The sequence below is a fragment of the Allosphingosinicella sp. genome, from assembly GCF_059502505.1.
Window position 1 is genome coordinate 213,527 of record NZ_JCACEU010000014.1, and the last position, 21,733, is coordinate 235,259.

At 67.2% G+C, this 21,733-nt stretch carries 21 protein-coding genes and 1 tRNA gene; 7 read left to right on the forward strand and 15 right to left on the reverse strand.

Annotated features, from left to right (window positions below):
• Window positions 1-3 precede the first annotated feature (3 nt).
• Window positions 4-1,413, reverse strand: a complete 1,410-nt coding sequence (locus AC5JBD_RS03240; RefSeq protein ID WP_495720320.1) for an ImmA/IrrE family metallo-endopeptidase — start codon at window positions 1,411-1,413, stop codon at window positions 4-6.
• A 2-nt stretch (window positions 1,414-1,415) separates the two neighbouring features.
• Window positions 1,416-3,485, reverse strand: coding sequence for a S9 family peptidase (locus AC5JBD_RS03245; protein WP_495721177.1), 2,070 nt, complete (start codon window positions 3,483-3,485; stop codon window positions 1,416-1,418).
• A 187-nt stretch (window positions 3,486-3,672) separates the two neighbouring features.
• On the opposite strand from AC5JBD_RS03245, the gene AC5JBD_RS03250 reads away from it, so the two are divergent.
• Window positions 3,673-5,466, forward strand: a complete 1,794-nt coding sequence (locus AC5JBD_RS03250) for an aminopeptidase P family protein (RefSeq protein ID WP_495720321.1) — start codon at window positions 3,673-3,675, stop codon at window positions 5,464-5,466.
• Window positions 5,467-5,480: 14 nt separating this feature from the next.
• On the opposite strand, the gene AC5JBD_RS03255 is transcribed toward AC5JBD_RS03250, so the two are convergent.
• On the reverse strand, window positions 5,481-5,636 hold the full coding sequence (locus AC5JBD_RS03255) for a hypothetical protein (RefSeq protein ID WP_495720322.1): 156 nt from the start codon (window positions 5,634-5,636) through the stop codon (window positions 5,481-5,483).
• A 93-nt stretch (window positions 5,637-5,729) separates the two neighbouring features.
• On the opposite strand from AC5JBD_RS03255, the gene AC5JBD_RS03260 reads away from it, so the two are divergent.
• Window positions 5,730-5,804: transfer RNA gene (locus tag AC5JBD_RS03260), tRNA-Thr, on the forward strand.
• 16 nt (window positions 5,805-5,820) lie between these two features.
• Here AC5JBD_RS03260 and AC5JBD_RS03265 read toward each other — a convergent pair.
• Window positions 5,821-6,162 (reverse strand): PilZ domain-containing protein, encoded by a 342-nt coding sequence (locus AC5JBD_RS03265; RefSeq protein WP_495720323.1) that lies wholly within the window; start codon window positions 6,160-6,162, stop codon window positions 5,821-5,823.
• Window positions 6,163-6,196: 34 nt separating this feature from the next.
• Window positions 6,197-6,625, reverse strand: a complete 429-nt coding sequence (locus AC5JBD_RS03270) for a PilZ domain-containing protein (protein WP_495720324.1) — start codon at window positions 6,623-6,625, stop codon at window positions 6,197-6,199.
• 150 nt (window positions 6,626-6,775) lie between these two features.
• Between AC5JBD_RS03270 and AC5JBD_RS03275 the strand changes: the two genes are divergently transcribed.
• From AC5JBD_RS03275 to AC5JBD_RS03290, 4 genes are all read left to right on the forward strand, one after another.
• A complete protein-coding gene (locus tag AC5JBD_RS03275) occupies window positions 6,776-7,777 on the forward strand; it encodes a threonine aldolase family protein (protein WP_495720325.1) in 1,002 nt (333 codons plus the stop codon).
• The gene (locus tag AC5JBD_RS03280) at window positions 7,774-8,703 is read left to right on the forward strand and encodes a DMT family transporter (RefSeq protein ID WP_495720326.1); all 930 of its coding nucleotides are present in this window, start codon (window positions 7,774-7,776) and stop codon (window positions 8,701-8,703) included. The genes AC5JBD_RS03275 and AC5JBD_RS03280 overlap by 4 nt, the downstream gene beginning before the upstream one ends.
• Window positions 8,704-8,805: 102 nt before the next feature.
• On the forward strand, window positions 8,806-9,519 hold the full coding sequence (locus AC5JBD_RS03285; protein ID WP_495720327.1) for a PilZ domain-containing protein: 714 nt from the start codon (window positions 8,806-8,808) through the stop codon (window positions 9,517-9,519).
• Between the two features lie 67 nt (window positions 9,520-9,586).
• The gene (locus AC5JBD_RS03290; RefSeq protein ID WP_495720328.1) at window positions 9,587-9,844 is read left to right on the forward strand and encodes a hypothetical protein; all 258 of its coding nucleotides are present in this window, start codon (window positions 9,587-9,589) and stop codon (window positions 9,842-9,844) included.
• A gap of 12 nt (window positions 9,845-9,856) precedes the next feature.
• On the opposite strand, the gene AC5JBD_RS03295 is transcribed toward AC5JBD_RS03290, so the two are convergent.
• Window positions 9,857-10,174 (reverse strand): DUF6481 family protein, encoded by a 318-nt coding sequence (locus AC5JBD_RS03295; protein WP_495720329.1) that lies wholly within the window; start codon window positions 10,172-10,174, stop codon window positions 9,857-9,859.
• A 152-nt stretch (window positions 10,175-10,326) separates the two neighbouring features.
• On the opposite strand from AC5JBD_RS03295, the gene pepN reads away from it, so the two are divergent.
• Entirely contained in the window at window positions 10,327-12,918 is a 2,592-nt protein-coding gene (gene pepN / locus AC5JBD_RS03300; protein WP_495720330.1) for an aminopeptidase N, read from the forward strand.
• 6 nt (window positions 12,919-12,924) lie between these two features.
• Here the strand turns inward: pepN and AC5JBD_RS03305 are convergent, their stop codons facing one another.
• The 9 genes from AC5JBD_RS03305 to AC5JBD_RS03345 all read right to left on the reverse strand — a co-directional run bounded on the left by AC5JBD_RS03305 (window position 12,925) and on the right by AC5JBD_RS03345 (window position 21,726).
• Window positions 12,925-13,509 (reverse strand): ABC-type transport auxiliary lipoprotein family protein, encoded by a 585-nt coding sequence (locus AC5JBD_RS03305; protein ID WP_495720331.1) that lies wholly within the window; start codon window positions 13,507-13,509, stop codon window positions 12,925-12,927.
• Entirely contained in the window at window positions 13,506-14,450 is a 945-nt protein-coding gene (locus tag AC5JBD_RS03310; protein WP_495720332.1) for an MlaD family protein, read from the reverse strand. Before AC5JBD_RS03310 ends, AC5JBD_RS03305 begins: the two co-directional genes overlap by 4 nt.
• Entirely contained in the window at window positions 14,450-15,238 is a 789-nt protein-coding gene (locus tag AC5JBD_RS03315; RefSeq protein WP_495720333.1) for an ABC transporter ATP-binding protein, read from the reverse strand. The genes AC5JBD_RS03310 and AC5JBD_RS03315 overlap by 1 nt, the downstream gene beginning before the upstream one ends.
• Window positions 15,239-16,351: an ABC transporter permease gene (locus tag AC5JBD_RS03320; RefSeq protein WP_495720334.1), complete on the reverse strand. Its 1,113-nt coding sequence runs from the start codon at window positions 16,349-16,351 to the stop codon at window positions 15,239-15,241. It lies immediately after the preceding gene.
• 147 nt (window positions 16,352-16,498) lie between these two features.
• Window positions 16,499-17,809 (reverse strand): cystathionine gamma-synthase family protein, encoded by a 1,311-nt coding sequence (locus AC5JBD_RS03325; RefSeq protein ID WP_495720335.1) that lies wholly within the window; start codon window positions 17,807-17,809, stop codon window positions 16,499-16,501.
• 121 nt (window positions 17,810-17,930) lie between these two features.
• Window positions 17,931-19,334 carry an SLC13 family permease gene (locus AC5JBD_RS03330; RefSeq protein WP_495720336.1) on the reverse strand — a complete coding sequence of 468 codons (1,404 nt, stop codon included), beginning with the start codon at window positions 19,332-19,334 and terminating at the stop codon, window positions 17,931-17,933.
• A gap of 75 nt (window positions 19,335-19,409) precedes the next feature.
• Window positions 19,410-20,177 (reverse strand): peptidoglycan editing factor PgeF, encoded by a 768-nt coding sequence (pgeF, locus tag AC5JBD_RS03335; RefSeq protein ID WP_495720337.1) that lies wholly within the window; start codon window positions 20,175-20,177, stop codon window positions 19,410-19,412.
• Window positions 20,174-20,695 (reverse strand): GNAT family N-acetyltransferase, encoded by a 522-nt coding sequence (locus AC5JBD_RS03340; RefSeq protein WP_495720338.1) that lies wholly within the window; start codon window positions 20,693-20,695, stop codon window positions 20,174-20,176. Before AC5JBD_RS03340 ends, pgeF begins: the two co-directional genes overlap by 4 nt.
• Window positions 20,692-21,726: a class I SAM-dependent methyltransferase gene (locus AC5JBD_RS03345; RefSeq protein ID WP_495721178.1), complete on the reverse strand. Its 1,035-nt coding sequence runs from the start codon at window positions 21,724-21,726 to the stop codon at window positions 20,692-20,694. Before AC5JBD_RS03345 ends, AC5JBD_RS03340 begins: the two co-directional genes overlap by 4 nt.
• Between the last annotated feature and the right edge of the window lie 7 nt (window positions 21,727-21,733).

The window sequence follows — 21,733 nt, forward strand, 5'->3', positions numbered from 1 at the left end:
CGCCTACTTCAGCAGCGGCCGGCCATCCGCGGCGATCGTGTGCGGCACGCCGGCTGCGGCAAGGAGAGACGCCATCGCCACCTTCGGATCGGCGGCGCCCGTGTCGAGCAGAGCCGTAATCTTGCCGGTCACCGCACCACCGCCTGCGGCTTCGAGCGCCGCCAGCCACTCGCCGCGGGTGAGCACCTTGTCCGCCCGATTGGCGTCGATCAGCGGCCGGACATAATCGGCGAAGCTCGTGCCGGACACGGCTTCGGCGGCGTGGCCGAAGACCGCGCCGCATGCATAATGCGCGCGCGGCTCGCTGCGCTCGTGCGCGCTCGCCACGCCGCGGCCGGCAGTCAGGCTCACGCATTCGTCGACGGCGCGCTGGAGGGCGGCGCGCGCATCATAAGCGGGATCGAGCGCGGCGACGGCGCGGATGGCCAGGAGATCGGCGCCGCCCTCCATGATCCACGCGTCGCGGGCAAACTCATATGCGACCGCCTGGCCGAGCCAGAAATGGGCGCTTTCATGGGCGATGAACCAGCGCGCCTGATTGCGCATCTCCTGGTTCTCCGCGAGCACGCCCTCGCCTTCGAAGGTCATCACCACCAGCCCGGGCAGGACGCTGCCGCCCATGCTGGTGAGGCCGCGCGACGGGCCGTTCCAGCTGACCATCACGGTGGGAGCGGGGCCGGGCGGCGGGTCGCCGAGCGTCTCTGCGAACCGGGCCAGCACCTCAGGGGTCGAGCGCGACAGGAAGCTGCGCAGCCACTCGGGAAGCTGCGGGTCGATGATCGTCGACATCGCCTTGGTGGAGATCGGCCGCGCCGGGCCGAAGAGGACGTAGGTGCCGGCGTCGTCGAGCGTCACCGAGCTTTGCCGCTTGCCGCCATGCAGCACCCGACCGGATGAGTCGCGAAAGGTGACGCGCGTGGCGGCTGCGGTCGCGGGGACGGTGCTGTAGTCGATCGGCAGCTTCGCCACCTCCTCCACCGAGGCGGCTGGGAAGATCTTGAACTGCTGGTCGAATAGAGCGACCGAACCGTCCGTGAATACCAGGGCGGGATCGTAATCGGTCTCGATGTCTTTGGCGAAGGGCGTGAAGCGGACCCGGACCGTCGCCGGCACCGGACCGTTGTCCGCGACCAGCACGTCATACCAGCCGTGCCGCTCCAACCGTACGCCGGGCGTATCCACCGTCCAGCTTTCGGGACGCCACGGCTTGCCGCTGACTCGCGCCAGTGGCGAGCGGGCGAGCACCCAGGCCGGCGCCTCGCGATCGAAACGGTATTCGGCGGTCCAGCGGTCGCCGTCCCGCACCACCTCGACTTCGGCGGGGAGCCGGGCTGCGGTGTCGACGGGGGTCGGCCTGGCCACGCAGCCGCCGAGCGCCGCGGCCAACAGGACGGCGAGAACCCCCTTGCGCATGTTTATTCGGCGGTGCCCATCTGGGTCAGGACGAAGGCATAAGCCTCCGCATCCTCGCGCAACGACTCCCACCGGCCCGACTTGCCGCCATGGCCCGCGCCCATGTTGGTCTTGAGCAGCAGGAGGTTGTCGTCGGTCTTGGTGGCGCGGAGCTTCGCCGCCCATTTGGCCGGCTCCCAATAGGTGACGCGGGGATCGTTCAGGCCGCCGGTGATCAGAAGAGGCGGATAGGCCTGCGCCGTCACCTGGTCATAGGGCGAATAGGAGCGGATCAGCTCGAACGCCGCCTTGTCGGTGATCGGGTTGCCCCATTCCGGCCACTCGCCGGGGGTCAGCGGCAGGCTCTCGTCCTGCATGGTGGCGAGCACATCGACGAACGGGACATCCGCAACCACCGCGCCCCAGAGCTCGGGATCGGTGTTGACCACCACGCCCATCAGCTCGCCGCCGGCCGAGCCGCCCTGGATGCCGATATTGCCCGGCCTGGTGAAGCCGGCTGCGATCAGCCCCTTCGCCGCGTCGACGAAGTCGGTGAAGGTGTTGGTCCGCTTGGTGAGCTTGCCGTCGAGGAACCATTGGTAGCCGAGGTCGTCGCCGCCGCGGACATGGGCGATGGCATAAGCGTAGCCACGGTCGAGCAGGCTCAGGCGGATCGTCGAGAAGCTCGGAGGGATCGCATAGCCGTAGGCGCCATAGGCGTAGAGGAAGAGCTTGCCCTCGCCGTTCTTCTCGAAGCCTTTCTTATAGACGACCGAGACCGGCACCTTCTTGCCGTCGCGCGCCGTCACCATCAGCCGCTCGGTGGCATATTGGCTGGGATCGTAGCCGGACGGGATCTCCTGGACCTTCCGCGTCTCGAGCTGATCCGTCCTGGGATGATAGTCGTAGACCGTCGCCGGCGTGACCATCGAGCTGTAGCTGACGCGATAGACTTCGGGCGCGAATTCGGGATTGCTGCCGAAGGAGGCGGAATAGCTCGCTTCCTGGAACGGAATGCGCTTCGTCCTGCCATCATAGCTGCGCAGGATCAGCTGATCGAGGCCGTCCACCCGCTGGGTGATAGCGAGATGATGGTAGAAGGACGTGATGCCTCGCAAATAGACACGGTCGGAGCCGCGCATGACGGTCGTCCATTCGCCGGGTTTGGTCGTCGGGGCGGACGCGATGCGGAAATTGACGTGATCGTCATTGGTGAGAATCCACAGGGTCCCGGCCCTGCCATCCACCGAATAGAGCCGGTCCTTCTTGCGCGGTGAGATCAGGATTGGAGCTGCTTCGGGCTGGGAGGCCGAAATGAAGCGAACCTCGCTGGTGGCGCCGTCGCCGGTCGCGATGAAGATCAGGCCCCGGTCCTGCGACCTGGAGAGGCCGACCGAGAAGCCGATATCCTCTTTCTCCTCGTAGAGCGTCTTGTCCTCGGAAATGGGGCGGCCGAGCCAGTGCAAGCGGGCGCGGTAGCTGCGCCAGTTCTCGTTGACCTCGGTGAAGACGACGCCCTTGCTGTCGCTGGTCCATACCGGGCTGCCGATGCCGACTTCGGACACCGTCTCCAGGTCCTTGCCGGTGGCGAGGTCGCGGATGCGGAGCTTAAAGCGCTCTGAGCCATTGTCATCGACGAGGATCGCAGCGAGCTTGCCGTCCGGGCTCACCTCCATCGCGCCCAGCCGGAAATATTCCTTGCCCGCGGCCTCGGCGGCCTCGTCCAGGATCACCTGGTCCGCACCGCCGTTCACGTGCTTGCGATACCAGGTTCGATATTGCGCGCCCGGCTTGAACGCCCACCAATAGAGCCAGGCGGTGTCCTTTACCGGCACGCTCGACTCGTCTTCCTTGATGCGGCCCTTCATCTCCTGGAAAAGCGTCTCGACGAGCGGCTGGTGCGGCTTCATCGCCGCTTCGAAATAGGCGTTCTCGGCCTTGAGGTAGGCGAGCACGTCCTCGTCGTCGACGTTGGGATAGCTCTGGTCCTTGAGCCAGAAATAAGGGTCCTCGATGCGGTAGCCGTGCCGTTCGTAGCTGTGAGGGCGCTGCTCCGCCTTGGGTGGCGCGGGGAGTTCGTTGGCTTTGGTCATCGGTGCTTTCTGGGCTGTGGCGGGCGCTGCGAGGAGCAGCGCCGCGAGAATCATATGCTTCATCAATCATCCCCGCTCGAACAGAGCCTGCTGAAGTCCTGCCTTTCTTCTCCGCTGCCGTAAAGGGAGAGACAGGGCTTCGACAGGCTCTGCCCGAGCGGTTATGGGAGCGGCCGGAGGTAGTAATATGTCGACCCACGAAGCCCGTCTTCAAGCCCTTCGCGAGCAGCTCAAGGCCGAGCGCCTCGACGGGTTCGTCGTTCCGCTGACCGACGAGCATATGAGCGAATATGTCGGCAGCTATGCGCAGCGCCTCGCCTGGCTGACGGGCTTCCAGGGCTCGGCGGGCTCGGCGGTGGTGCTGCCCGAGGAAGCGGCGATCTTCACCGACGGGCGCTACACCTTGCAGGTCCGCGAGCAGGTGGATGGCCGCCACTGGAGCTATCAGTCGGTGCCGGAGACGAGCATCGCCGACTGGCTGAAGGGGCATGCGCCGGAGGGCGGGCGCATCGGCTACGATCCCTGGCTGCATACGAAGGAATGGGTCGGCAAGGCGCGAGAGGCTTTGGCGGCCAAGGGTGCCGAACTGGTGCCGGTCGGGCGCAATCCTATCGACGCGATCTGGGCCGAGCAGCCGGGACCGTCGACGGCGCGGCTGATCGTCCATCCGGAAAAATATGCCGGAAAATCCTCCGCGGCGAAGCGGCAGGAGATGGGCGACTGGCTCCGCGAGCAGAAGGCTGATGCGGCGGTCCTCTCGGCGCTCGACTCGATCGCCTGGACATTCAACGTGCGGGGCGCGGACGTCGACCGCACGCCGGTCGCGCTGTCCTTCGCCCTCGTGCACGAGGACGGCACAGCCGATCTGTTCGTCTCGTCGGAGAAGCTGGGTGACGACGTCCGCCAGCATCTCGGGAACGGCGTGCGCGTGCATGAGCGCAGCGCCTTCGAGCCGCATCTGAGGCAGCTCGGCGGCAAGACAGTGGTGGCGGACCCGGAGCGTGCGGTGGCCGCGATCTTCGAGGCGTTGGAGGGCGCCGGCGCCAGCGTGATCCAGAAGCGGGATCCGGCCGTGCTCGCCAAGGCGATCAAGAACGAGGCGGAGGTCTCGGGTCATCGCTCGGCACAGGCGCGCGACGGAGCCGCCATGACCCGCTTCCTCCACTGGCTGTCGATCGAGGCGCCGAAAGGCGGGCTCGACGAGCTCAAGGCGGCGGCGCGGCTGGAACAGTTCCGGCGCGAGGGCGGCGACCTCCGGGACCTCAGCTTCGATACCATCTCGGCCGCGGGTCCTCACGCCGCGATCCCGCACTATCGGGTCGACGAGCAGAGCAACCTGCCGATCGAGCTCGACTCGCTCTTCCTGATCGATTCAGGCGGCCAGTATCCTGACGGCACCACCGACATCACCCGCACGGTCGCGGTTGGCACGCCAACCGAGGAGATGCGCGACCGCTTCACCCGTGTGCTGAAGGGCCATATCGCGGTCGCGCGAGCGATCTTCCCCGACGGCACCCGCGGCAGCCAGCTCGACAGCTTCGCGCGTCGATATCTGTGGGAGGCCGGACTCGACTACGCCCATGGCACCGGTCATGGCGTGGGCAGCTTCCTGTCGGTCCACGAAGGGCCGCAGCGGATCAGCGCCGCCAATTATCCGGGCTCCGGTTGGGACGAGCCGCTGCGGGCCGGCATGTTCCTGTCCAACGAGCCCGGCTACTACAAGGCCGGCGATTACGGCATCCGCGTCGAGAATCTGGTGATGGTGACCCCGCAGGAGATCGCGGGTGCCGAAAAGACGATGCTCGGTTTCGAGACTTTGACCTTCGCGCCGATCGATCGCAGCCTGATCGTGGTCGAGATGCTGAGCCCGGAGGAGCGGGCTTGGCTGAACGAATATCACGCCCAGGTGCTGGAGGTGGTCGGACCGCAGCTCGAGGGCGACGTGCTTGACTGGCTGAAGCGGAGCTGCACGCCGCTGTGAAGAGACCCGGTGCGTTAATCGGCGTGATCGTCGCCGTCGCGGTTGCCATCGCGGTCGCCAACGGCTGGCTGAGCTGAATCGGCTTCTCGCGCCTGCGCCTTGCGCCGGCGCAGGTTCTGGCGGAGCGCCTCGGCCAGTCGCCTGGCGCGTTCCTCGTCGGCTTTGCTCATCGGCAGATAGCTAAGCGTCTCCCGGGCCTTGCCGCAAGCTGCCTTGACATGCTCCGGGTCAGCGGCGATAGCGCCGCGTCTCCCGATAGCGATGCTGCCGTAGCTCAGTGGTAGAGCGCATCCTTGGTAAGGCTGAGGTCGTGAGTTCAATCCTCACCGGCAGCACCATCGCTACAAGCGGGTCCTAGCGTCGCACCACCATCTGCAGCACGGCGGGGTGGAGCGGGCGGATGAACTCGCAACCGACCAGATAGCCGTCCATCCAGGCGACCCTTGCGTGCAGCGGCTCAAGGCCGTCGAGCTTCAGCCAGACGTCGGTGCCGACCTGCAGGTCGAGATGGGTCGAGCCGCGAAAGCCGTGGGTCGACAGATCGAGCACCTGGATGTTGACGCCGCTCGCCCCGCGCTGGCGGAGGCCCGCCCCGAGTTCGACCTGGGTGCGCTCCGCCTTGCGTGGGTTCGCCGCGCCGCTCCCGGTCGCGAGCTCTCCGGTGAGCGGCTCGCTGTGGTCGTGATCGTGGAACATCGGAGCTTCCAAAGCCGCTGTCCGTCGCTACGTCTCAGTCCGGTATCGCGATACCGACCGAGGCTCCCCACTTCCTGACCATCGTCAGTTCCTGCTCGCTGAGGCCTTCGCCGAACAGGCGCGGCCGGCGGAAGCGTGGCTGTACGGCGCCACCCGACGTGCGGTTGAGCTGGACGAGCACTTCACTCTCGTCGATCATGCGATGAAATTCGAGCCCGACGCGGTTGCCGCTCGCCCATGCGACGCGGGCGGGGACGACGGTGTTGCCGCGCGCGAAGACGATCTCGCTGCCAGCCTCGAGCGTATCGGCGCATTCGACGAGGGCGCCCCTCCGCGACAGGTCGCGCAGGCGGGCTTCGACTTCGCCGGTCGGGGTTTGCAGCGTGGCGGCGAGCAGCACGCGCGCGCGCTTGACGCTGCGCTTGCCATCCTGCGTCGCCTTCGTGAAATTCTCGACGCCCATGCTCGCTATTCCCCCGTCTATCGGCCGGCTTCCGACACTAAGGAAAGCTGCCTAAAGGGAGGTTAACGAAGGGGCCGGAATCGCCGTCCGCGCTGCCCCTTGCGTCAGTCCCTCGTTGACCTCCCGCCGCCTCCGACTATGGCGCCCGCGATGCGCTTCTTTTCCGACAACGCCGCCGCCGCCTGCCCCGAGGTGATGGCCGCGCTCGCCGCCGCCAACCGGCTCGACACCGCCTATGACGGGGACGCGCTCAGCAAGCGTCTCGACGGCGCCTTTTCCGATCTGTTCGGGAGGGATGTGCGGGCGATCTGGGTCGCCACCGGGACTGCGGCCAACAGCCTCGCCCTCGCCGCCTTGTGCCCGCCGCACGGCAGCATCGTCTGCCACCGCGACGCCCACATCCAGAATGACGAATGCGGCGCGCCCGAATTCTACACCCATGGCGCCAAGCTGCTGCTCGCCGAGGGCGAGGGCGCGAAACTGACGCCCGAGAGCGTAAGGGCGCTGCTGGCGACGGTCCGCGACGATGTGCACCAGGTCCAGCCGGCCGCTCTGTCGATCACCAATGCCACCGAATATGGCCTCGTCTATACGCCGGACGAAGTGGCGGCGCTCGGCGAGCTCGCGCGTGAGCGGCGCCTCGGCGTCCACATGGACGGGGCGCGCTTCGCCAATGCGGTGGCTCGGGTCGGGTGCTCGCCGGCGGAGCTGACCTGGCGGGCGGGCGTCGACGCGCTGAGCTTCGGCTTCGTCAAGAATGGCGGCATGTCGGCCGAGATGCTGGTCTTCTTCCGGCCCGAGCTGGCGGATGCCACGCTCTACCGCCGCAAGCGGGCGGGGCATCTGCTCTCCAAGGGTCGTTACCTGGCTGCGCAGGTGCTGGCGATGCTTGAGGGCGACGTCTGGCTGCGCAACGCGCGGGCGGCGAACGAGAGCGCCCGCACACTGGCTGAAGCGGCCGCCGGGCGGCTCGTCCTGCCGGTGGAAGCGAACGAGATCTTTCTGAAGGTCACGCCCGGCGAAGCGGCGGCCCTGCGGGAGAAGGGCTTCGACTTCTACGACTGGGGCCCGGGCGAGGCGCGGCTGGTGACGAGCTGGGACAGCGACGCCGCCCATGTCGAGGCGCTGGCGGAGGCGATCCGGGCGCTGTGACCGAGCATGACCGCGCCTTCCTGAAGCCGCGCGTCTTCATTCCCTTCATCATCATCACCCTGATCTGGGGCTCGACCTGGATCGTCATCAAGGATCAGCTCGGGTCGGTGCCGCCGGCCTGGTCGGTCACCTATCGCTACGTCATCGCGTGCAGCGCGATGTTCGCTTACGCCGCCCTCAAGCGGGTGCCGCTGGGCATCGGCCGGGAGGGGCACATGCTGGCGGTCGCGTTCGGCATCCCGCAGTTCGTGCTCAACTTCAACTTCGTCTATGCCGCCGAGCAATATATCACTTCGGGCGTCGTCGCGGTGGTGTTCGCCCTGTTGCTGGTGCCGAACAGCGCGCTGGCCTGGGCGTTCCTGAAGCACCCGATGACGCGCCGCTTCCTGATCGGCTCGGCCGTCGCGGTCGCCGGCGTAGGGCTGCTCTTTCTCAACGAGCTGAGGGAAGCGACGGTGGCGCCCAGCGCAGTGGCGATCGGCATCGGCCTCACCCTGCTCGGCGTCCTCTCCGCCTCGGTCTCGAACGTGATGCAGGGGATGCGCAAGCTCCGCGAGCGGCCGATCGTCGCCATGCTCGCCTGGGGCATGTTCTATGGGACCATCGTCAATGCGGCTTTGGCCCTGCTGCTCGCCGGACCGCCGGTGGTCGAGTATCGGCTAGGCTATTGGGCAGGCCTGATCTACCTTGGGCTTATCGCCTCGGCGCTCGCCTTCACCTTCTATTTCGGCATCCTGCGGGAGGTCGGGCCGGGCCGCGCCGCTTATTCCAGCCTGCTCGTGCCGATCATCGCCATGGCCTTCTCGACCGCGCTCGAAGATTATCGCTGGTCCCGCCTCGCCGTCGCCGGCTGTGTGCTCGCGCTGATCGGCCTCTTCATCGCGCTCCGCTCCCGTCCCGAGGTTCGCGCCGCCGAGCAAGAGTGACGATGGCGTCCATTCGGCCGCCTACCGTAGAAACCCGAATGGCAGCATTATCAGTGGATTGGCCCGTCCCCGCCTATTGGTGATCGCGGAGGGCACGACACCATGCTGCAGTTCAGGATGCATCGCTTAAGTTCCGATACTCCTTCTCCGGAACAGCTCGGAGAGGCTATCGCGGGCGCCGAGCGGCGTAGCCATGTCAGGCATGTCACCATGCTTCGCGTCGCTGTCCTCTATGCCGCGCAGGGCAAGGAGCTGTGCGTCGTCAAGAACATCTCGGCAGGCGGGCTGTCCGCCCGGGTCTATCGCTCGTTCGCGGTAGGGGAGCCGGTGGAGGTGGAGCTGAGGTCGGACGAACGCATCGCGGGCATCGTGCAATGGGTCCGCGACTTCGAGATCGGTATCGGCTTTCCCGAGCAGATCGACGTCGAAGCCGTGCTCACCAGCCGCTGGGTCACAGAAGACGGCCGCCGCCAAAGGCTGCCTCGCATCGAAATCGAATGCCGCTGCCGCCTGAGGGTTGGTTCGCGCTTCTATCTGGCGAGCCTCGCCGATATTTCGCAGGGCGGCGCGAAGTTGCAGACGCACCGCCCGTTCCAGGGATCGGGCGAAGCCATCCTTACCTTGCCAGACCTCGGCTCGCTGGAAGGCGACGTGCGCTGGTCCCAGGGCAACAAAGTCGGCCTCGCCTTCAACGAGCGCTTGCCCTTCGAACTGCTGGTTCGCTGGATCCAGGAGCGTCGCCACAGCCAATGTCCGGATGGTGCAGAGCTGACGAGCGGGCATGATGTGGGCCCCGGGATCCGCTCCCTGTCGTGATCACAGAAGTCCGCCTTGAACATCCGCAATGAGTGAACAGCGGCCAGTTATCGTCTAGGACCGGCCAATGGACCTCGACGATCAACTCCGCCGCTATTTCGGGACGGCGGATTTCGCGTCGATCCAGCCCGAGGCTCTCGGTGCGGGCCTTGAGCGCATGAGGGTCGACCTGGGGCTGGAGCAGGACCGCGGCCGGCGTTTCGCTCTCTGGACGCTGATGCACATGCTGGGGGCCGCACCCGACCTTCACGTGGCCTTCCCCGACGAACTGGATCGCGACGCGGCGCGGAACTTCATGGACCTGGCCGACCGGGTAGATGATTGAACCGGTGAGGCCTTAGCCGCGGTTCTTCCGCGCGGCGTAACGCGCATCCCGCGCCGCCTTCAGCTCCGCCTCGGTCCGGGGCGCCGGTATTGCAGCGGCCTTGGCTTTCGCGGCCTCGGCTCGCTTCTCCTTGTCCGCCTGCTCCGCAGCCTTCCTGGCGGCACGCTTCTCGGCATCCGCAGCTTCGCGCTTCAGGCGCGCTGCCTGGCGCTCGGCGACGGCCTTTTCGTCCACTGGCGGCTTCGAGCGCAACCTGTCCAAGGCCTTCTTCTTCGCTTCCGCAGCGCGTCCAACCCGATCCTGGAAGGATGGATCCTTGTATGATTTCATTGCTGGCGACACTCCTGGCGCGGCTCGATGCAGCTATCGGCGGCAGCCGTAGAGCAAGCCGCTCCAACTCGGCAATGGTCGTTAGCGGCGTTGCCGTCAGTCCCTGAGCGTGGCTGATTGCGCCCTGCCGCCGTGAGGCCTAGATCGGACTCATGCTCGACGCCCAGATCGCGACGGCCGCGCCTCCGGCCACCATCCACCGCGAAGATTATCGCCCGCCCGACTGGCTGGTGCCGGAGATCGAGCTCGACTTCGATCTTGCGGCGGACCGCACCCGCGTTCGCGCGCGGCTGAAGGTCGAGCGCAACGGTGGGCATGACGAGCCGCTGCGGCTCGACGGCGAGGGACTCGCCCTCATCGGCGTGAAGGTGGACGGCAAGCCCGCCGAGCATCGCTACGAGGGGGAGGTGCTCACCGTCCCGCTCAGCGGCGACAGCGGCCTGGTCGAAACCCTGGTCGAGATCGCGCCGGACAAGAACACCCAGCTGATGGGCCTCTACGCCTCCGGCGGTCTGCTCTGCACCCAGTGCGAGGCCGAGGGCTTCCGGCGCATCACCTTCTTCCCGGACCGGCCGGACGTGCTCAGCGTCTACAAGGTGCGGATGAGCGCGGACAAGGCGCTCTACCCGGTGCTGCTGGCGAATGGCGATCCGGTCGCGAGCGGCGAGCTGGAGGGCGGGCGGCACTGGGCCGAGTGGCACGACCCGTTCCCGAAGCCCTGCTACCTGTTCGCGCTGGTCGGGGGCAATCTCGTCGCCAACAAGGACCAGTTCATTACCCGCTCCGGCCGCACCGTCGAGCTCGGCATCTGGGTGCGCGAGGCGGACCTGTCCAAGACGCAGCACGCGATGGACGCGCTCAAATCGTCCATGGCCTGGGACGAGAAGGTCTATGGCCGCGAATATGACTTGGCCGTGTTCAACATCGTCGCCGTCTCCGATTTCAACTTCGGCGCGATGGAGAACAAAGGCCTCAACATCTTCAACTCGCGTTACATCCTGGCCGATCCGGACACCGCGACCGACCAGGATTATGACGCGGTCGCAGGCGTCGTGGCGCACGAATATTTCCACAATTGGTCGGGCAACCGGGTCACCTGCCGCGACTGGTTCCAGCTGTCGCTGAAGGAAGGCTTCACCGTCTTCCGGGACCAGCAATTCTCCGGCGACCAGGGGTCGGCCGCTGTCAAGCGGATCGAGGACGTGCGGATGCTGCGCGCCACGCAGTTCCAGGAGGATGCGGGGCCGCTCGCTCATCCGATCCGCCCCGAAAGCTACATGGAGATCTCGAACTTCTACACGGCGACCGTCTACAACAAGGGCGCCGAGGTGATCCGGATGATGCACACCATCCTCGGCCCCGAGAAGTTCCGCGCCGGCAGCGACCTCTATTTCGAGCGCCATGACGGCGAGGCGGCGACTTGCGAGGATTTCGTCGCGGCGATGGAGGATGCGAGCGGCGTCGACCTTGCCAAGTTCCGGCTCTGGTACAGCCAGGCGGGAACGCCGCGGGTGAAGGCGAAGCTCACCCACCGCGAGGGCGACGGCCGCGCCCACCTGCTGATCGAGCAGGAAGTGCCGCCGACGCCCGGCCAGCCGAAGAAGAAGCCGATGCCGATCCCGCTGAAGCTGGCGCTGTTCGGCGAGCTGACCGGCGAGAAATATGACGAACGGCTGCTGCTGCTCGAGGAGAAGAGGCAGGAGATCGTGCTGGAAGGCATCGGCGAGCGGCCGATCCTGTCGATAAATCGCGATTTCTCCGCGCCGATCGTGGTCGAGAGCGACCGGGCGGCGCAGGACCTCGCCTTCCTGTCGGCGCGCGACGACAATCCGTTCGCGCGCTACGAGGCGATGCAGCAGCTGATGCTCGACACGCTGACCGCGAGCGTGGCCAATGGCGAGGCTGACCAGGAGCCGGTGATCGAGGCGGTGCGCCAGACGCTCGGCAACCGCGAACTCGATCCAGCCTTCATCGCCGAAGCCGTGCTGCTGCCGAGCGAGGCCTTCATCGGCGACCAGATGCCGGTGGTGGATCCCGAGGCGATCCACGCTGCGCGGGAGCGGTTGCGGGCGGCGCTGGGCAGCGAGCTCGAGAATATGTGGCGCAGCGCCTATCACGCGAATGCCGCCAACCGTTTCGAATATTCGCCCTCGGCCAAGGGTGCGCGCCGGCTGCGCACCGTCGCGCTCGGCTATCTCGCGGCCTCGGGAGCCCAGGACGCACCGGCCATGGCGATGCGCCAGTTCGACGAGGCGGACAACATGACCGACCGCCAGGGGGCGCTCGGCACCCTCGCCAACAGCGATGCCGCCGAACGCGCCCAGGCCCTGGCGAAGTTTTACGAGCGCTATCGGGACAACGCGCTGGTGCTGGACAAGTGGTTCACGGTGCAGGCGCTCTCGACGCGGGCCGACACCCCGGAGGCGGTGGCGAGGCTCGCCCAGCATCCTGACTTCACGCTCAGCAACCCCAACCGCCTGCGCTCGCTGGTGGGGGCGTTCGCGGTCAACCAGCCCGCCTTCCATGAACCGTCGGGGCGCGGCTACCGCTTCCTCGCCGACATGATCCTGGCAGTCGACAAGCTGAACCCGCAGACAGCCGCCAAGCTCGTCCCCCCGCTCGGCCGCTGGCGCCGCTTTGACCAGGGTCGGGCCGCGCTGATGCAGGCCGAGTTGCAGCGGATCGTGGGAACTCAGGGCCTCAGCAAGGACGTATTCGAGCAGGCTTCAAAGAGCCTCGCCTGATCGCGATCAGGCGGCGTCGATCCAGGCCGCGACTTCGGTGGCGATCTGGTTAGCGGCCCGGTTTAGCGCAGGCGCGACGTTCACGGCGTCTGGCGCAGCGACGGGCACGCGGGCTTCGAAGCGGCGGGTGGTGACGCCGCCGCCCTGGCGCGCGAGGACGGCGTCGTAGATGGCGACCACCTCAGCGGTGGGAGCGTTGTAGCCGAAACGCTGTAGAGTGCCGGTGAGGCGCTGGCCGGGATCGAACGTGAACTGGCTGGGGTCGAGGACGACGCGCCCGGTCGTGGCGGCGATCGTCTCCGAGAGGAGGCGGGCGAACAGCGCGTCGGGCATTTCCACCCATTGCGCATTCTTCAGGTAGGAAACGGCGGTGTCGGTCTCGTGGACGGGCACGCGGAGCGTCGCAAGCTCCCGCGGCACGTTCGGGACCACCACGGTGACCGCCTCGCCTTCGCCCGCGGTGCGGGTGGCGGCGGCGGCGCGCGTCTGGGTCGGGCTCAGCGTCATCAGCGTGTCGGGCACCTTGGCGCCGCCGAAGCAGCCGGCGAGGGTCAATGAGGCGCCGAGGGCGAGGATCGTTCTTTTCATCATTGCGGCTCGTAATCCGGAAGCTTCTGCCCGTTCAGGATCGACAAAGCGCCTTCGCGGTCGAGGCGCTCGGTGACGGAGCGGAGGGATTCGGTGGTGGCGCGCAGGTCGCGGACGAGCTGGCCCACCTCGGGAATGGTCTGCTTGGTCAGCGCCTGGACGCCCGGCCGCGCGTCCCCGATCGTGGCGTTCAGTGCCGCCATGCTCTGCTCCGCGGCCTGGATGGTCTCGCGCAGGTCGCGGACCAGCGGGCGGCCCTCCTCGTTCAACAGCTGATTGGAGCTGTCGGCGACGCGGCCGAAGCGTTCGGCGGCATCGCCGGCCTGGCGGATGGCGACGCGGGCATCGGCAAGCGTCGCGGCGATCTCAGGCGAGCGGTCGGCGAGGCTCTGGCTCATCTTCTCGACATTTTCGAGGATGTCGGAGATGGAGTTCTGATTGCGGTCCGACAGCAATTCGGTGAGCCGCTCGGTGAGCGTCGAGACGCGATTCAGCAGCTCCGGTGCACTGTTCAGCAACTGCGCGAATCCGCCCGGCTTGGCGGGAATGACGGGAACGCCATAGGGGCCGCTCTCGGTGATCGGCGGCGCGCCGCGAACGGCGCCGTCGAGCTGGATCTGGGACACGCCGGTGAAGCCTACGCCCTCAATCGTGGCGGTTGTGCCCTGCAGGATCGGTGTGTCGGTCCGGACTTCAATACGGACGCGGACGAACTCGGGCGTCTTCGGCTCAAGCGCGATCTGCTGCACCGTGCCGACCGGAACGCCTGAGAAGCTCACGGCCGATCCCCGGGCCAGGCCGTCGACGGCCTGATTGAAGAAGATGTCATACTGCTTGTTGTCCTCGCCGGACACCTGGCTCAGCCAGATGATGAAGGCGAGCACGGCGGCGATCATCGCCAAGACGACGCCGCCGACGAGAATATGGTTGGACCGGGTCTCCATCAGGCGTCAGCGCCCTCGCGGACCGACGTTTTGGCGGCGCGTCCGCGCGGGCCCCTGAAATATTCCTGTATCCATTCGTGGTCCAAAGCCAATAATTCCGGAATCGTTCCAATCGCGACGACTTTGCGGTCGGCCAGCACCGCTACTCGGTCGCAGATCGCGTAGAGCGTGTCGAGATCGTGGGTGATCAGGAAGACGGTGAGGCCGAGCGCCTTCTGCAGCTCCAGGATCAGCTGGTCGAAGGCGGCGGCGCCGATCGGATCAAGGCCGGCGGTCGGCTCGTCGAGGAAGAGGAGCTCGGGATCGAGTGCGAGCGCGCGGGCGATGCCGGCGCGTTTCTTCATGCCGCCGGAGAGCTCGGAGGGATATTTCGGACCGGCTTCGGCCGGGAGCCCGCTCATCACGATCTTGTAGGAGGCGATCTCGTCGAGCAGCTGCGGGCCGACGCTCGGGAAATATTCCTTGATCGGCACCTGCACATTTTCCGCCACCGTGAGAGTGGAGAACAGGGCCGCCCCCTGGAAGAGGATGCCCCAGCGCCGGCGGACATCCTTGGCCTCCTCCTCGTCGCGGCCCACCATCGGCTCGCCGAAGACGGTGACCTCACCGGCGTCCGGGTTCTGGAGGCCGATGATGGAGCGCATCAGCACCGACTTGCCGGTGCCGGAGCCGCCCACGACCCCCAGAATCTCGCCGCGACGGACGTCCAGATCGAGATTCTCGTGCACGATTTGCGTGCCGAAGCTGTTCTGAAGGCCGCGCACCTCAATGATGTTCTCGGGCGCCATCTACAGCCACCCGACCGAGGTGAAGAAAACGGCGAAGAAGGCGTCGAGCACGATCACCAGGAAGATGCCCTGGACCACGGCCGACGTCGTCCGCAGGCCGACCGCCTCGGCGTTGCCCTCTACCTGCATGCCCTGGAAACAGCCGGCCATGGCGATGATCAGGCCGAAGACCGGCGCCTTGATCAGCATCTGCCAGAGGTCGGTGATCGGCACGACCTCGCGAATGCGCTGGACGAAGGTGATCGGCGGGATGTCGAGGTCGATCCAGCAGAACAGGCCGCCGCCGACGATCGCGAGCAGCGCTGAATAGAAGCCGAGCAGCGGCATCATCAGCACCGCGGCGAGCACACGCGGGATGACCAGAGCCTCCATCGGCGAGACGCCGATCGTCCGCATCGCGTCCACCTCCTCGGCGAGCTTCATCGAGCCGATCTGGGCGGCGAAGGCCGAGCCCGAGCGGCCGGCGACCATGATCGCGGTCATCAGGATGCCAAGCTCCTTGACCGCGCTGCGGCCGATCAAGTTGACCGTGAACACCTCGGCCCCGAACTGGCGGAGCTGGACGGCGCCCTGCTGGGCGATGACGATACCAACCAGGAAGCTCATCAGGCCGACGATGCCGAGCGAGTGAATGCCGAGCAGCTCAAATTGCTGGGTGACGGCGTTCAGGCGGAAGCGGCGCGGGTGGGTAACGACGTTCCACAGGGAGATGAGCAGCGCGCCGAAAAAGCCAACCAGGCCGAGCAGGGTACGGCCCGCCATGGCGGTAGCGCCGCCGATCTGGCTCAGCACGCGATAGAAAGGCGGCGTCCGGTCCGGCCGCACCTTCACCGGCTGATCGGCATGCGCGACCTGATCGAGCAGCGTCTCCATATGCGGATCGGTGCCGGTGACCTGCGCCTCGCTCCTGCGGGCGAGCCGATAAACGAGCCAGGCGCCGACCGTGTCCATCCGCTCGACGCCCGACAGGTCCAAAGTCATCGGCCGGCCGTTGGCGAGGCTGTCCAGCCGGTCGGGAAGCGTGCCGATGCGTGCGAGCGTCAGCGGACCGCTGAAGTGCAGGACGTGGCGGTCACCCTCCACGCTTTCGCTGAAATCCGCGGTTCCGGTCATTACGGGCGACACTGAGGCAATAACCAAGCAGCGGCAAGGTTGTTTCGGCTGGACGTCAGCCCGGCGGAGGCCGGGGTCTCAGCGAGAGCTTGCACCGGCGTCTTCTGGTCCTGAGATCCCGGCTTTCGCCGGGATGACGGGTCCGTATCAGATCGCCGCCAGCGCCTGGTCGAAATCCGCGATCAGATCGTCGGCATCCTCCACGCCGATCGAGATGCGCACGAGATTGTCGGTGATGCCGAGCGCCGCCTTGCGTTCCGGCGGGACGGAGAGGTGGGTCATTCCGGCGGGATGACTGGCCAGCGTCTCCGTGCCTCCGAGGCTCACCGCCAGGTGGGCGATCCGCAGCGCGTCGAGGAAGGCGAAGCTCTCGCGCTCCCCGCCCTTGAGGTAGAGCGAGAAGGTCGAGCCGGCGCCGGTGCAGTGACGGCGGTAGATATCCGCTTGGCGCGCGTCGCCGCCATCCTCGAGGAAACCGAGGTAGCCGACGCTCTCGACCTTCGGCTGACCGCGCAGGAAGGCGCAGACCCGGGCGGCATTCTCGCCCGCCTTGTTCATGCGGAGCTCGAGCGTCTCGAGGCTTCGGAGCAGCATCCAGGCGGTGTTCGGGTCGGTGATCGTGCCGATCGTGTTGCGCATCAGGCGGATCGCGTTGATCTGCTCCTTCGAGCCCATCACGCCGCCCGCCACCAGGTCCGAATGGCCGCCCGCATATTTGGTCAGCGAATAGACCGACAGGTCCGCGCCGTGCCGCAGCGGCTGCTGCCAGAGCGGGCCGAGGAAGGTGTTGTCGATCGCGATCGGCGGCTTGTTCTCGCCGAACGCCCGGTCGCGGACGCGCGCGACGGCCTGGACATCGACCAAGGCGTTTGTCGGATTGGCCGGGCTCTCGAGGTAGATGAGCGACACGCGGCCCTGCGCCTTCGCCTGTTCGACCACCGCCTCGATCTCCTCCTCGGTCGAGCCCGCGGGGAAATCGAGCCAGGAGACGCCGAAGCGGCCGAGGATGCGGCCGATCAGGGTCTCGGTCGCGGCATAGAGCGGCCCTGAATGGACGACGACGTCGCCGGGCTGCACGAAGGTGAGCAGCAGGGTCGTGATCGCCGACATGCCCGATGAGAAGGTCAGCGCGTCCTCGGCATCCTCCCAGACGCTGAGGCGGTCCTCCAGAATCTCCTGATTGGGTCCGTTGAAGCGGGAATAGACGAGGCCCTCGGCGCCGCCGGGGCGCTTGCCGGTGACGCCCTCGAAGTGGCGCTTGCCGGCCGCCGCATTCTCGAAGACGAAGGTCGAGGTGAGGAAGATCGGCGGCTTCAGCGAGCCTTCAGACAGGGCCGGATCGAAGCCGTGGCCCATCATCAAAGTGGCGGGCTTCAGCTTGCGGCCGCCAATCTCGAGCACGGCCGGCTTGGGGCGGCGGCGAGGGGTGCCGCCGGTGAGGTCGGATTCGTCCTGCATATCATGTCTCCTTGAAGCGCAGGTCTGCGTGGAGACCGGGCCCGCCGTCAGGAGACGGGCCCAGGACCGCTCAGCCCGAGCGGCCCAGGGGTGAGGTCAGTTGCCCGCGCGCCTACTAGCTTCAGGAGAGCAGGGCGGCAACCATCCAGACCACGCCCACCATCAGCGGCACCCCGGCGACGTCGAGCAAAAGGCCCGCCTTCAGCATGCGCGGCAAGGCGATGTGGCCGGTCGCCCAGGCGATCGCATTGGGGCCGGTGCCGGAGGGGAGCATGAAGCCCCAGCTAGCCGCCCAGGCCGCCGGCAGCGCGAGCAGGATCGGATCCAGGCCCGTCGCGGCGATGATGCCCGCGACCACGGGTATGATGCCGCTCGCCGCCGCCACGTTCGACGCGAATTCGGTGATGACGATCACGATCGCCACCAGCACGCAGACGATGACGAGCGGATGGACGCTGCGCAGCGGCTGCAGCGCGACGCCGAGCCAGTCGGCGAGGCCCGATGCGCCGATCCCGGCCGCCAGCGCCAGGCCGCCGCCGAACATCATGATCACCCCCCAGGGCGCACGATTGGCCTCGTCCCAGTTGAGGATCGCTCGCCCGGTGCCGTCGGGAATGACGAATAGCAAAAGGGCCCCAAGCACGGCGATGGTCCCGTCTGTGAGCGAGTCTCGCGGCAGGAGCGGGGTCAAGAAAGGGATGGCGACCCACGCGACCACCACGGCAGCGATCAGCGGCACGAGGCGCTTCTCCGCGGTCGACCAGGCACAAGCCTCGCCGATGCCGGCGCGGGCGGCGGCGGGATCGAAGTCGGTCGGCCGCACGCTCTGGACCTTCAGCAGGATCAGCCAGCAGAGCGGGATGGCGATCAGCACCAGCGGCAGCCCGTAGATCGCCCAGGTCAGGAAATCGATGCGCAGGCCAGTGGAACGCTCGATGATCCCGGCTGCGATCGCGTTGGTCGGCGATCCCACCAGCGTGCCGAGTCCTCCGATGGAAGCGGCGAAGGCGATCCCCATCACCAGGGCGCCCGCAAAGCCTTCCGTGTGGCCTTCCTTGATGCTCGCGGCATGGAGCACCGCCACGGCGATCGGCATCATGATCAAGGTCGTCGCAGTGTTGGAGACGATCAGGCTGAGGATCGCGGTCGCGGCCATGAAGGCGAGCAGCATCGCCGCCGGCGTCGATCCACCGCGACTGACGATCGCCAGCGCGAGGCGGCGGTGGAGCCCGGTCCGTTCGATCGCCAGCGCGATGATCGCCCCGCCGAGCACGAGGAACAGGATCGGCGAATAATAAGCCGCCGCGGTGTCGCTCGCATTCATGATGCCGAGCAGCGGAAAAGCGAGGAACGGCACCAAAGCGGTGGCGGTCAGCGGCAGCGCCTGCGTCATCCACCAGGTCGCCATTAGCACAACGATCGCGCAGGCATGCCAGGCAGCGAGCGGCATGCCCTGCGGCGCCGGCAGGGTCAGCATCGCCACGAACACGGCCAATCCGCCCCACAAACCCCAACGCGCCGCCATTGCCCCTCCCAATTTCCGCAGGGTGATGGCACGGGCGCAGCGCTCAGTCACGCCATCACGGCCCAGGCGGGGGTCTCAGTGGGCGGGAAGCGCGATCAGGGAGATCTGTCGGCCATAGTCCGGCTCGCCGAGATGGGTAGCGCGGCGATAGGAGTAGAAGCGCTCGGGGTCGGAATAGGTGTCGAGGCCGAGCGCCTCCACCCGGCTCACGCCGGCTGCGGCGATGCGGGCGACGACGAAGCCCTCGAGGTCGAACTGGTGGTGGCCGGGCTTGCCGGCCGAGAAGAAGCGTTCATGCTCCGGATCCTCGGAGACGAAGCGGCGGAAGAAGCCCTCGTCCACCTCGTAGGATCTGCGCGCGATGGTCGGGCCGACGGCGGCGATGATGTTGGACCGCTCGGCACCGAGCTTTTCCATCTCGGCGAGGCTGCTCTCGACGACGCCGCCGATCGCGCCTTTCCATCCAGAATGCGCAGCGCCGATTACGCCGGCCCGGGGATCGGCGAACAGAACCGGCGTGCAGTCCGCGGTGAGGATGCCCAGGACCAGACCCGGACGATCGGTCACCAATGCATCGGCCTGCGGGCGCGCATCGTCGGGAAAACGCTCGGTGACGGGAATGGCGGTGGCGGAATGGACCTGGTGCAGGGTCACGAGCTTCGCCCCCGGAGCGACGGCATCGACTGCCAGGCGGCGGTTGGTCCGCACCGCCTCACGTTCGTCTTGCGAGCCGAAGCCCACGTTGAGCCCCGCGCAGACGCCCGCCGAGACGCCGCCACGGCGGCCGAGGAAACCGTGGGGAATGTCGGCCAGAAGGCCGGACCGAATAACGTCCACGCTCATTGGGCTTCCAGGTCGAGCCGCATGATGTGATCCTCGTCGGCCTGATTCCCGACCATGAAGGCGTAGGGAGCGACGAAGGTGAAGCCGTAGCGTTCGTAGAAACGCCGGGCGCGGTGATTGTCGACGTAGACAGTGAGATACATTTCCTTCGCCAGCCGCGCCTTCGCGAAGTCCAGCGCCCAGCGCATCAGCTCGTGCGCGATGCCGGCGCCCTGCCACGGCTTCAGCACGTAGAGCTGGCGCAGCTCGATGGCGGGGCGGTCTGGCGTCACGGGCAGGCTCAGCGTCCCCACCTTGGCGAACGCCACCGCAGCGCCGTCGGCCTCCGCAATGCGGATCGCGAGGCGGGGATCGCCCAACTCCTCGGCCCAACCCTGCTCGTCCAGCTGGTTCAGGAAGGCGGACAGGTCCTCCGCTTTGTAGAGGTGCCCGAACGTATCGGTGAAGCTGCGCTCGAATAGGTTCGCCAGCAGCGAAGCATCGGCCGGAGCGGCATCGCGATAGGTGATCGCGCTCATGCGAACCCCGCCGGGTCAGGCCAGCCGGGCGCAACCAGCACCATCACCTTGAAGAGCGTACCCATCTGGTCGGCCGCTACCAGCCGATCACGCGCGACCGCAATCTCTTCCGCCCGCCCGGGAGAGTAGCGGGCGAGCGCCGCGGCGCGCTCGGCAATGCCGATCGAGCGCAGCCAGTCGCCTTGCTTCGCCGGGCCGAGCACCCGCACGCCCTCCGCGCGGGCGGCTTCGCCGAGCGCCTGGAAATCGACATGGGCGGTGAGGTCCTGCTCGCCCGGATTTATCCAGGGATCTGCATAATCATGCCGCACCACCGCCTGAAGCGTCTCCCCGTGAGCGGTCTCGGCATGGCCGTAGTCGATGATCAGGGCGGCCCCGCCCGATGCCGCTACTAGCTGCGCAAGCTGGCGCGCGATGGCTGCGGATGCGGGAGAGGTTTCCAGCACCGTTCCGGGTACCGCCGCGCGCAAATTCGCAGGAATCGGCTCAGTGCCGATGCGGGGGCCGGCCACGGGCCGGAAGCGGCCGTTCTCGTGGGTGACCAGCCGCTCGTGCCAGCCGCTTTCCGTCGCGACGAGCTGCCGCACGGGCAGTGCATCGAAGAACTCGTTGGCGACGATCAGCAGCGGCCTGTCCGCCGGCAACGTCCCGGCATCGTCATGCCAATGCGCGTTCGGCACACGCTCCGCCTGCGCCTGCCGCAGGACGGGGCTCGTCTCGACGAAGTGAACCGGTGGCCGCAACCCGGCCGCACCCATTGCCCGCAAGGCATCGGCGGCAAGCGTGCCGCGGCCGGGACCCAGTTCCACATAGGCGATCTGGGCCGGCGAGCCCGCCCGCGCCCAGATATCGGCCAGGCACAGGCCGACGAGCTCCCCGAACATCTGGCTGATCTCGGGGGCCGTGGTGAAGTCGCCGGCTGCGCCCAGCGGGTCGCGCGATGCATAATAATGCGCGTTCGCCTCCGCCATGTAGTGGGCGACGGAGATCGGACCGGTGTTGTCGATCAGGCGCGCGAGGCGATCGGCGATCCCCCCC

What these genes read in the sequence shown, in the direction of transcription:
- AC5JBD_RS03240 (WP_495720320.1), bottom strand. Translation starts at nt 1,413, where the DNA reads ATGCGCAAGGGGGTTCTCGCCGTCCTGTTGGCCGCGGCGCTCGGCGGC.
- AC5JBD_RS03245 (WP_495721177.1), bottom strand. Translation starts at nt 3,485, where the DNA reads ATGACCAAAGCCAACGAACTCCCCGCGCCACCCAAGGCGGAGCAGCGC.
- AC5JBD_RS03250 (WP_495720321.1), top strand. Translation starts at nt 3,673, where the DNA reads ATGTCGACCCACGAAGCCCGTCTTCAAGCCCTTCGCGAGCAGCTCAAG.
- AC5JBD_RS03255 (WP_495720322.1), bottom strand. Translation starts at nt 5,636, where the DNA reads ATGAGCAAAGCCGACGAGGAACGCGCCAGGCGACTGGCCGAGGCGCTC.
- AC5JBD_RS03265 (WP_495720323.1), bottom strand. Translation starts at nt 6,162, where the DNA reads ATGTTCCACGATCACGACCACAGCGAGCCGCTCACCGGAGAGCTCGCG.
- AC5JBD_RS03270 (WP_495720324.1), bottom strand. Translation starts at nt 6,625, where the DNA reads ATGGGCGTCGAGAATTTCACGAAGGCGACGCAGGATGGCAAGCGCAGC.
- AC5JBD_RS03275 (WP_495720325.1), top strand. Translation starts at nt 6,776, where the DNA reads ATGCGCTTCTTTTCCGACAACGCCGCCGCCGCCTGCCCCGAGGTGATG.
- AC5JBD_RS03285 (WP_495720327.1), top strand. Translation starts at nt 8,806, where the DNA reads ATGCTGCAGTTCAGGATGCATCGCTTAAGTTCCGATACTCCTTCTCCG.
- AC5JBD_RS03290 (WP_495720328.1), top strand. Translation starts at nt 9,587, where the DNA reads ATGGACCTCGACGATCAACTCCGCCGCTATTTCGGGACGGCGGATTTC.
- AC5JBD_RS03295 (WP_495720329.1), bottom strand. Translation starts at nt 10,174, where the DNA reads ATGAAATCATACAAGGATCCATCCTTCCAGGATCGGGTTGGACGCGCT.
- pepN (WP_495720330.1), top strand. Translation starts at nt 10,327, where the DNA reads ATGCTCGACGCCCAGATCGCGACGGCCGCGCCTCCGGCCACCATCCAC.
- AC5JBD_RS03305 (WP_495720331.1), bottom strand. Translation starts at nt 13,509, where the DNA reads ATGATGAAAAGAACGATCCTCGCCCTCGGCGCCTCATTGACCCTCGCC.
- AC5JBD_RS03310 (WP_495720332.1), bottom strand. Translation starts at nt 14,450, where the DNA reads ATGGAGACCCGGTCCAACCATATTCTCGTCGGCGGCGTCGTCTTGGCG.
- AC5JBD_RS03315 (WP_495720333.1), bottom strand. Translation starts at nt 15,238, where the DNA reads ATGGCGCCCGAGAACATCATTGAGGTGCGCGGCCTTCAGAACAGCTTC.
- AC5JBD_RS03320 (WP_495720334.1), bottom strand. Translation starts at nt 16,351, where the DNA reads ATGACCGGAACCGCGGATTTCAGCGAAAGCGTGGAGGGTGACCGCCAC.
- AC5JBD_RS03325 (WP_495720335.1), bottom strand. Translation starts at nt 17,809, where the DNA reads ATGCAGGACGAATCCGACCTCACCGGCGGCACCCCTCGCCGCCGCCCC.
- AC5JBD_RS03330 (WP_495720336.1), bottom strand. Translation starts at nt 19,334, where the DNA reads ATGGCGGCGCGTTGGGGTTTGTGGGGCGGATTGGCCGTGTTCGTGGCG.
- pgeF (WP_495720337.1), bottom strand. Translation starts at nt 20,177, where the DNA reads ATGAGCGTGGACGTTATTCGGTCCGGCCTTCTGGCCGACATTCCCCAC.
- AC5JBD_RS03340 (WP_495720338.1), bottom strand. Translation starts at nt 20,695, where the DNA reads ATGAGCGCGATCACCTATCGCGATGCCGCTCCGGCCGATGCTTCGCTG.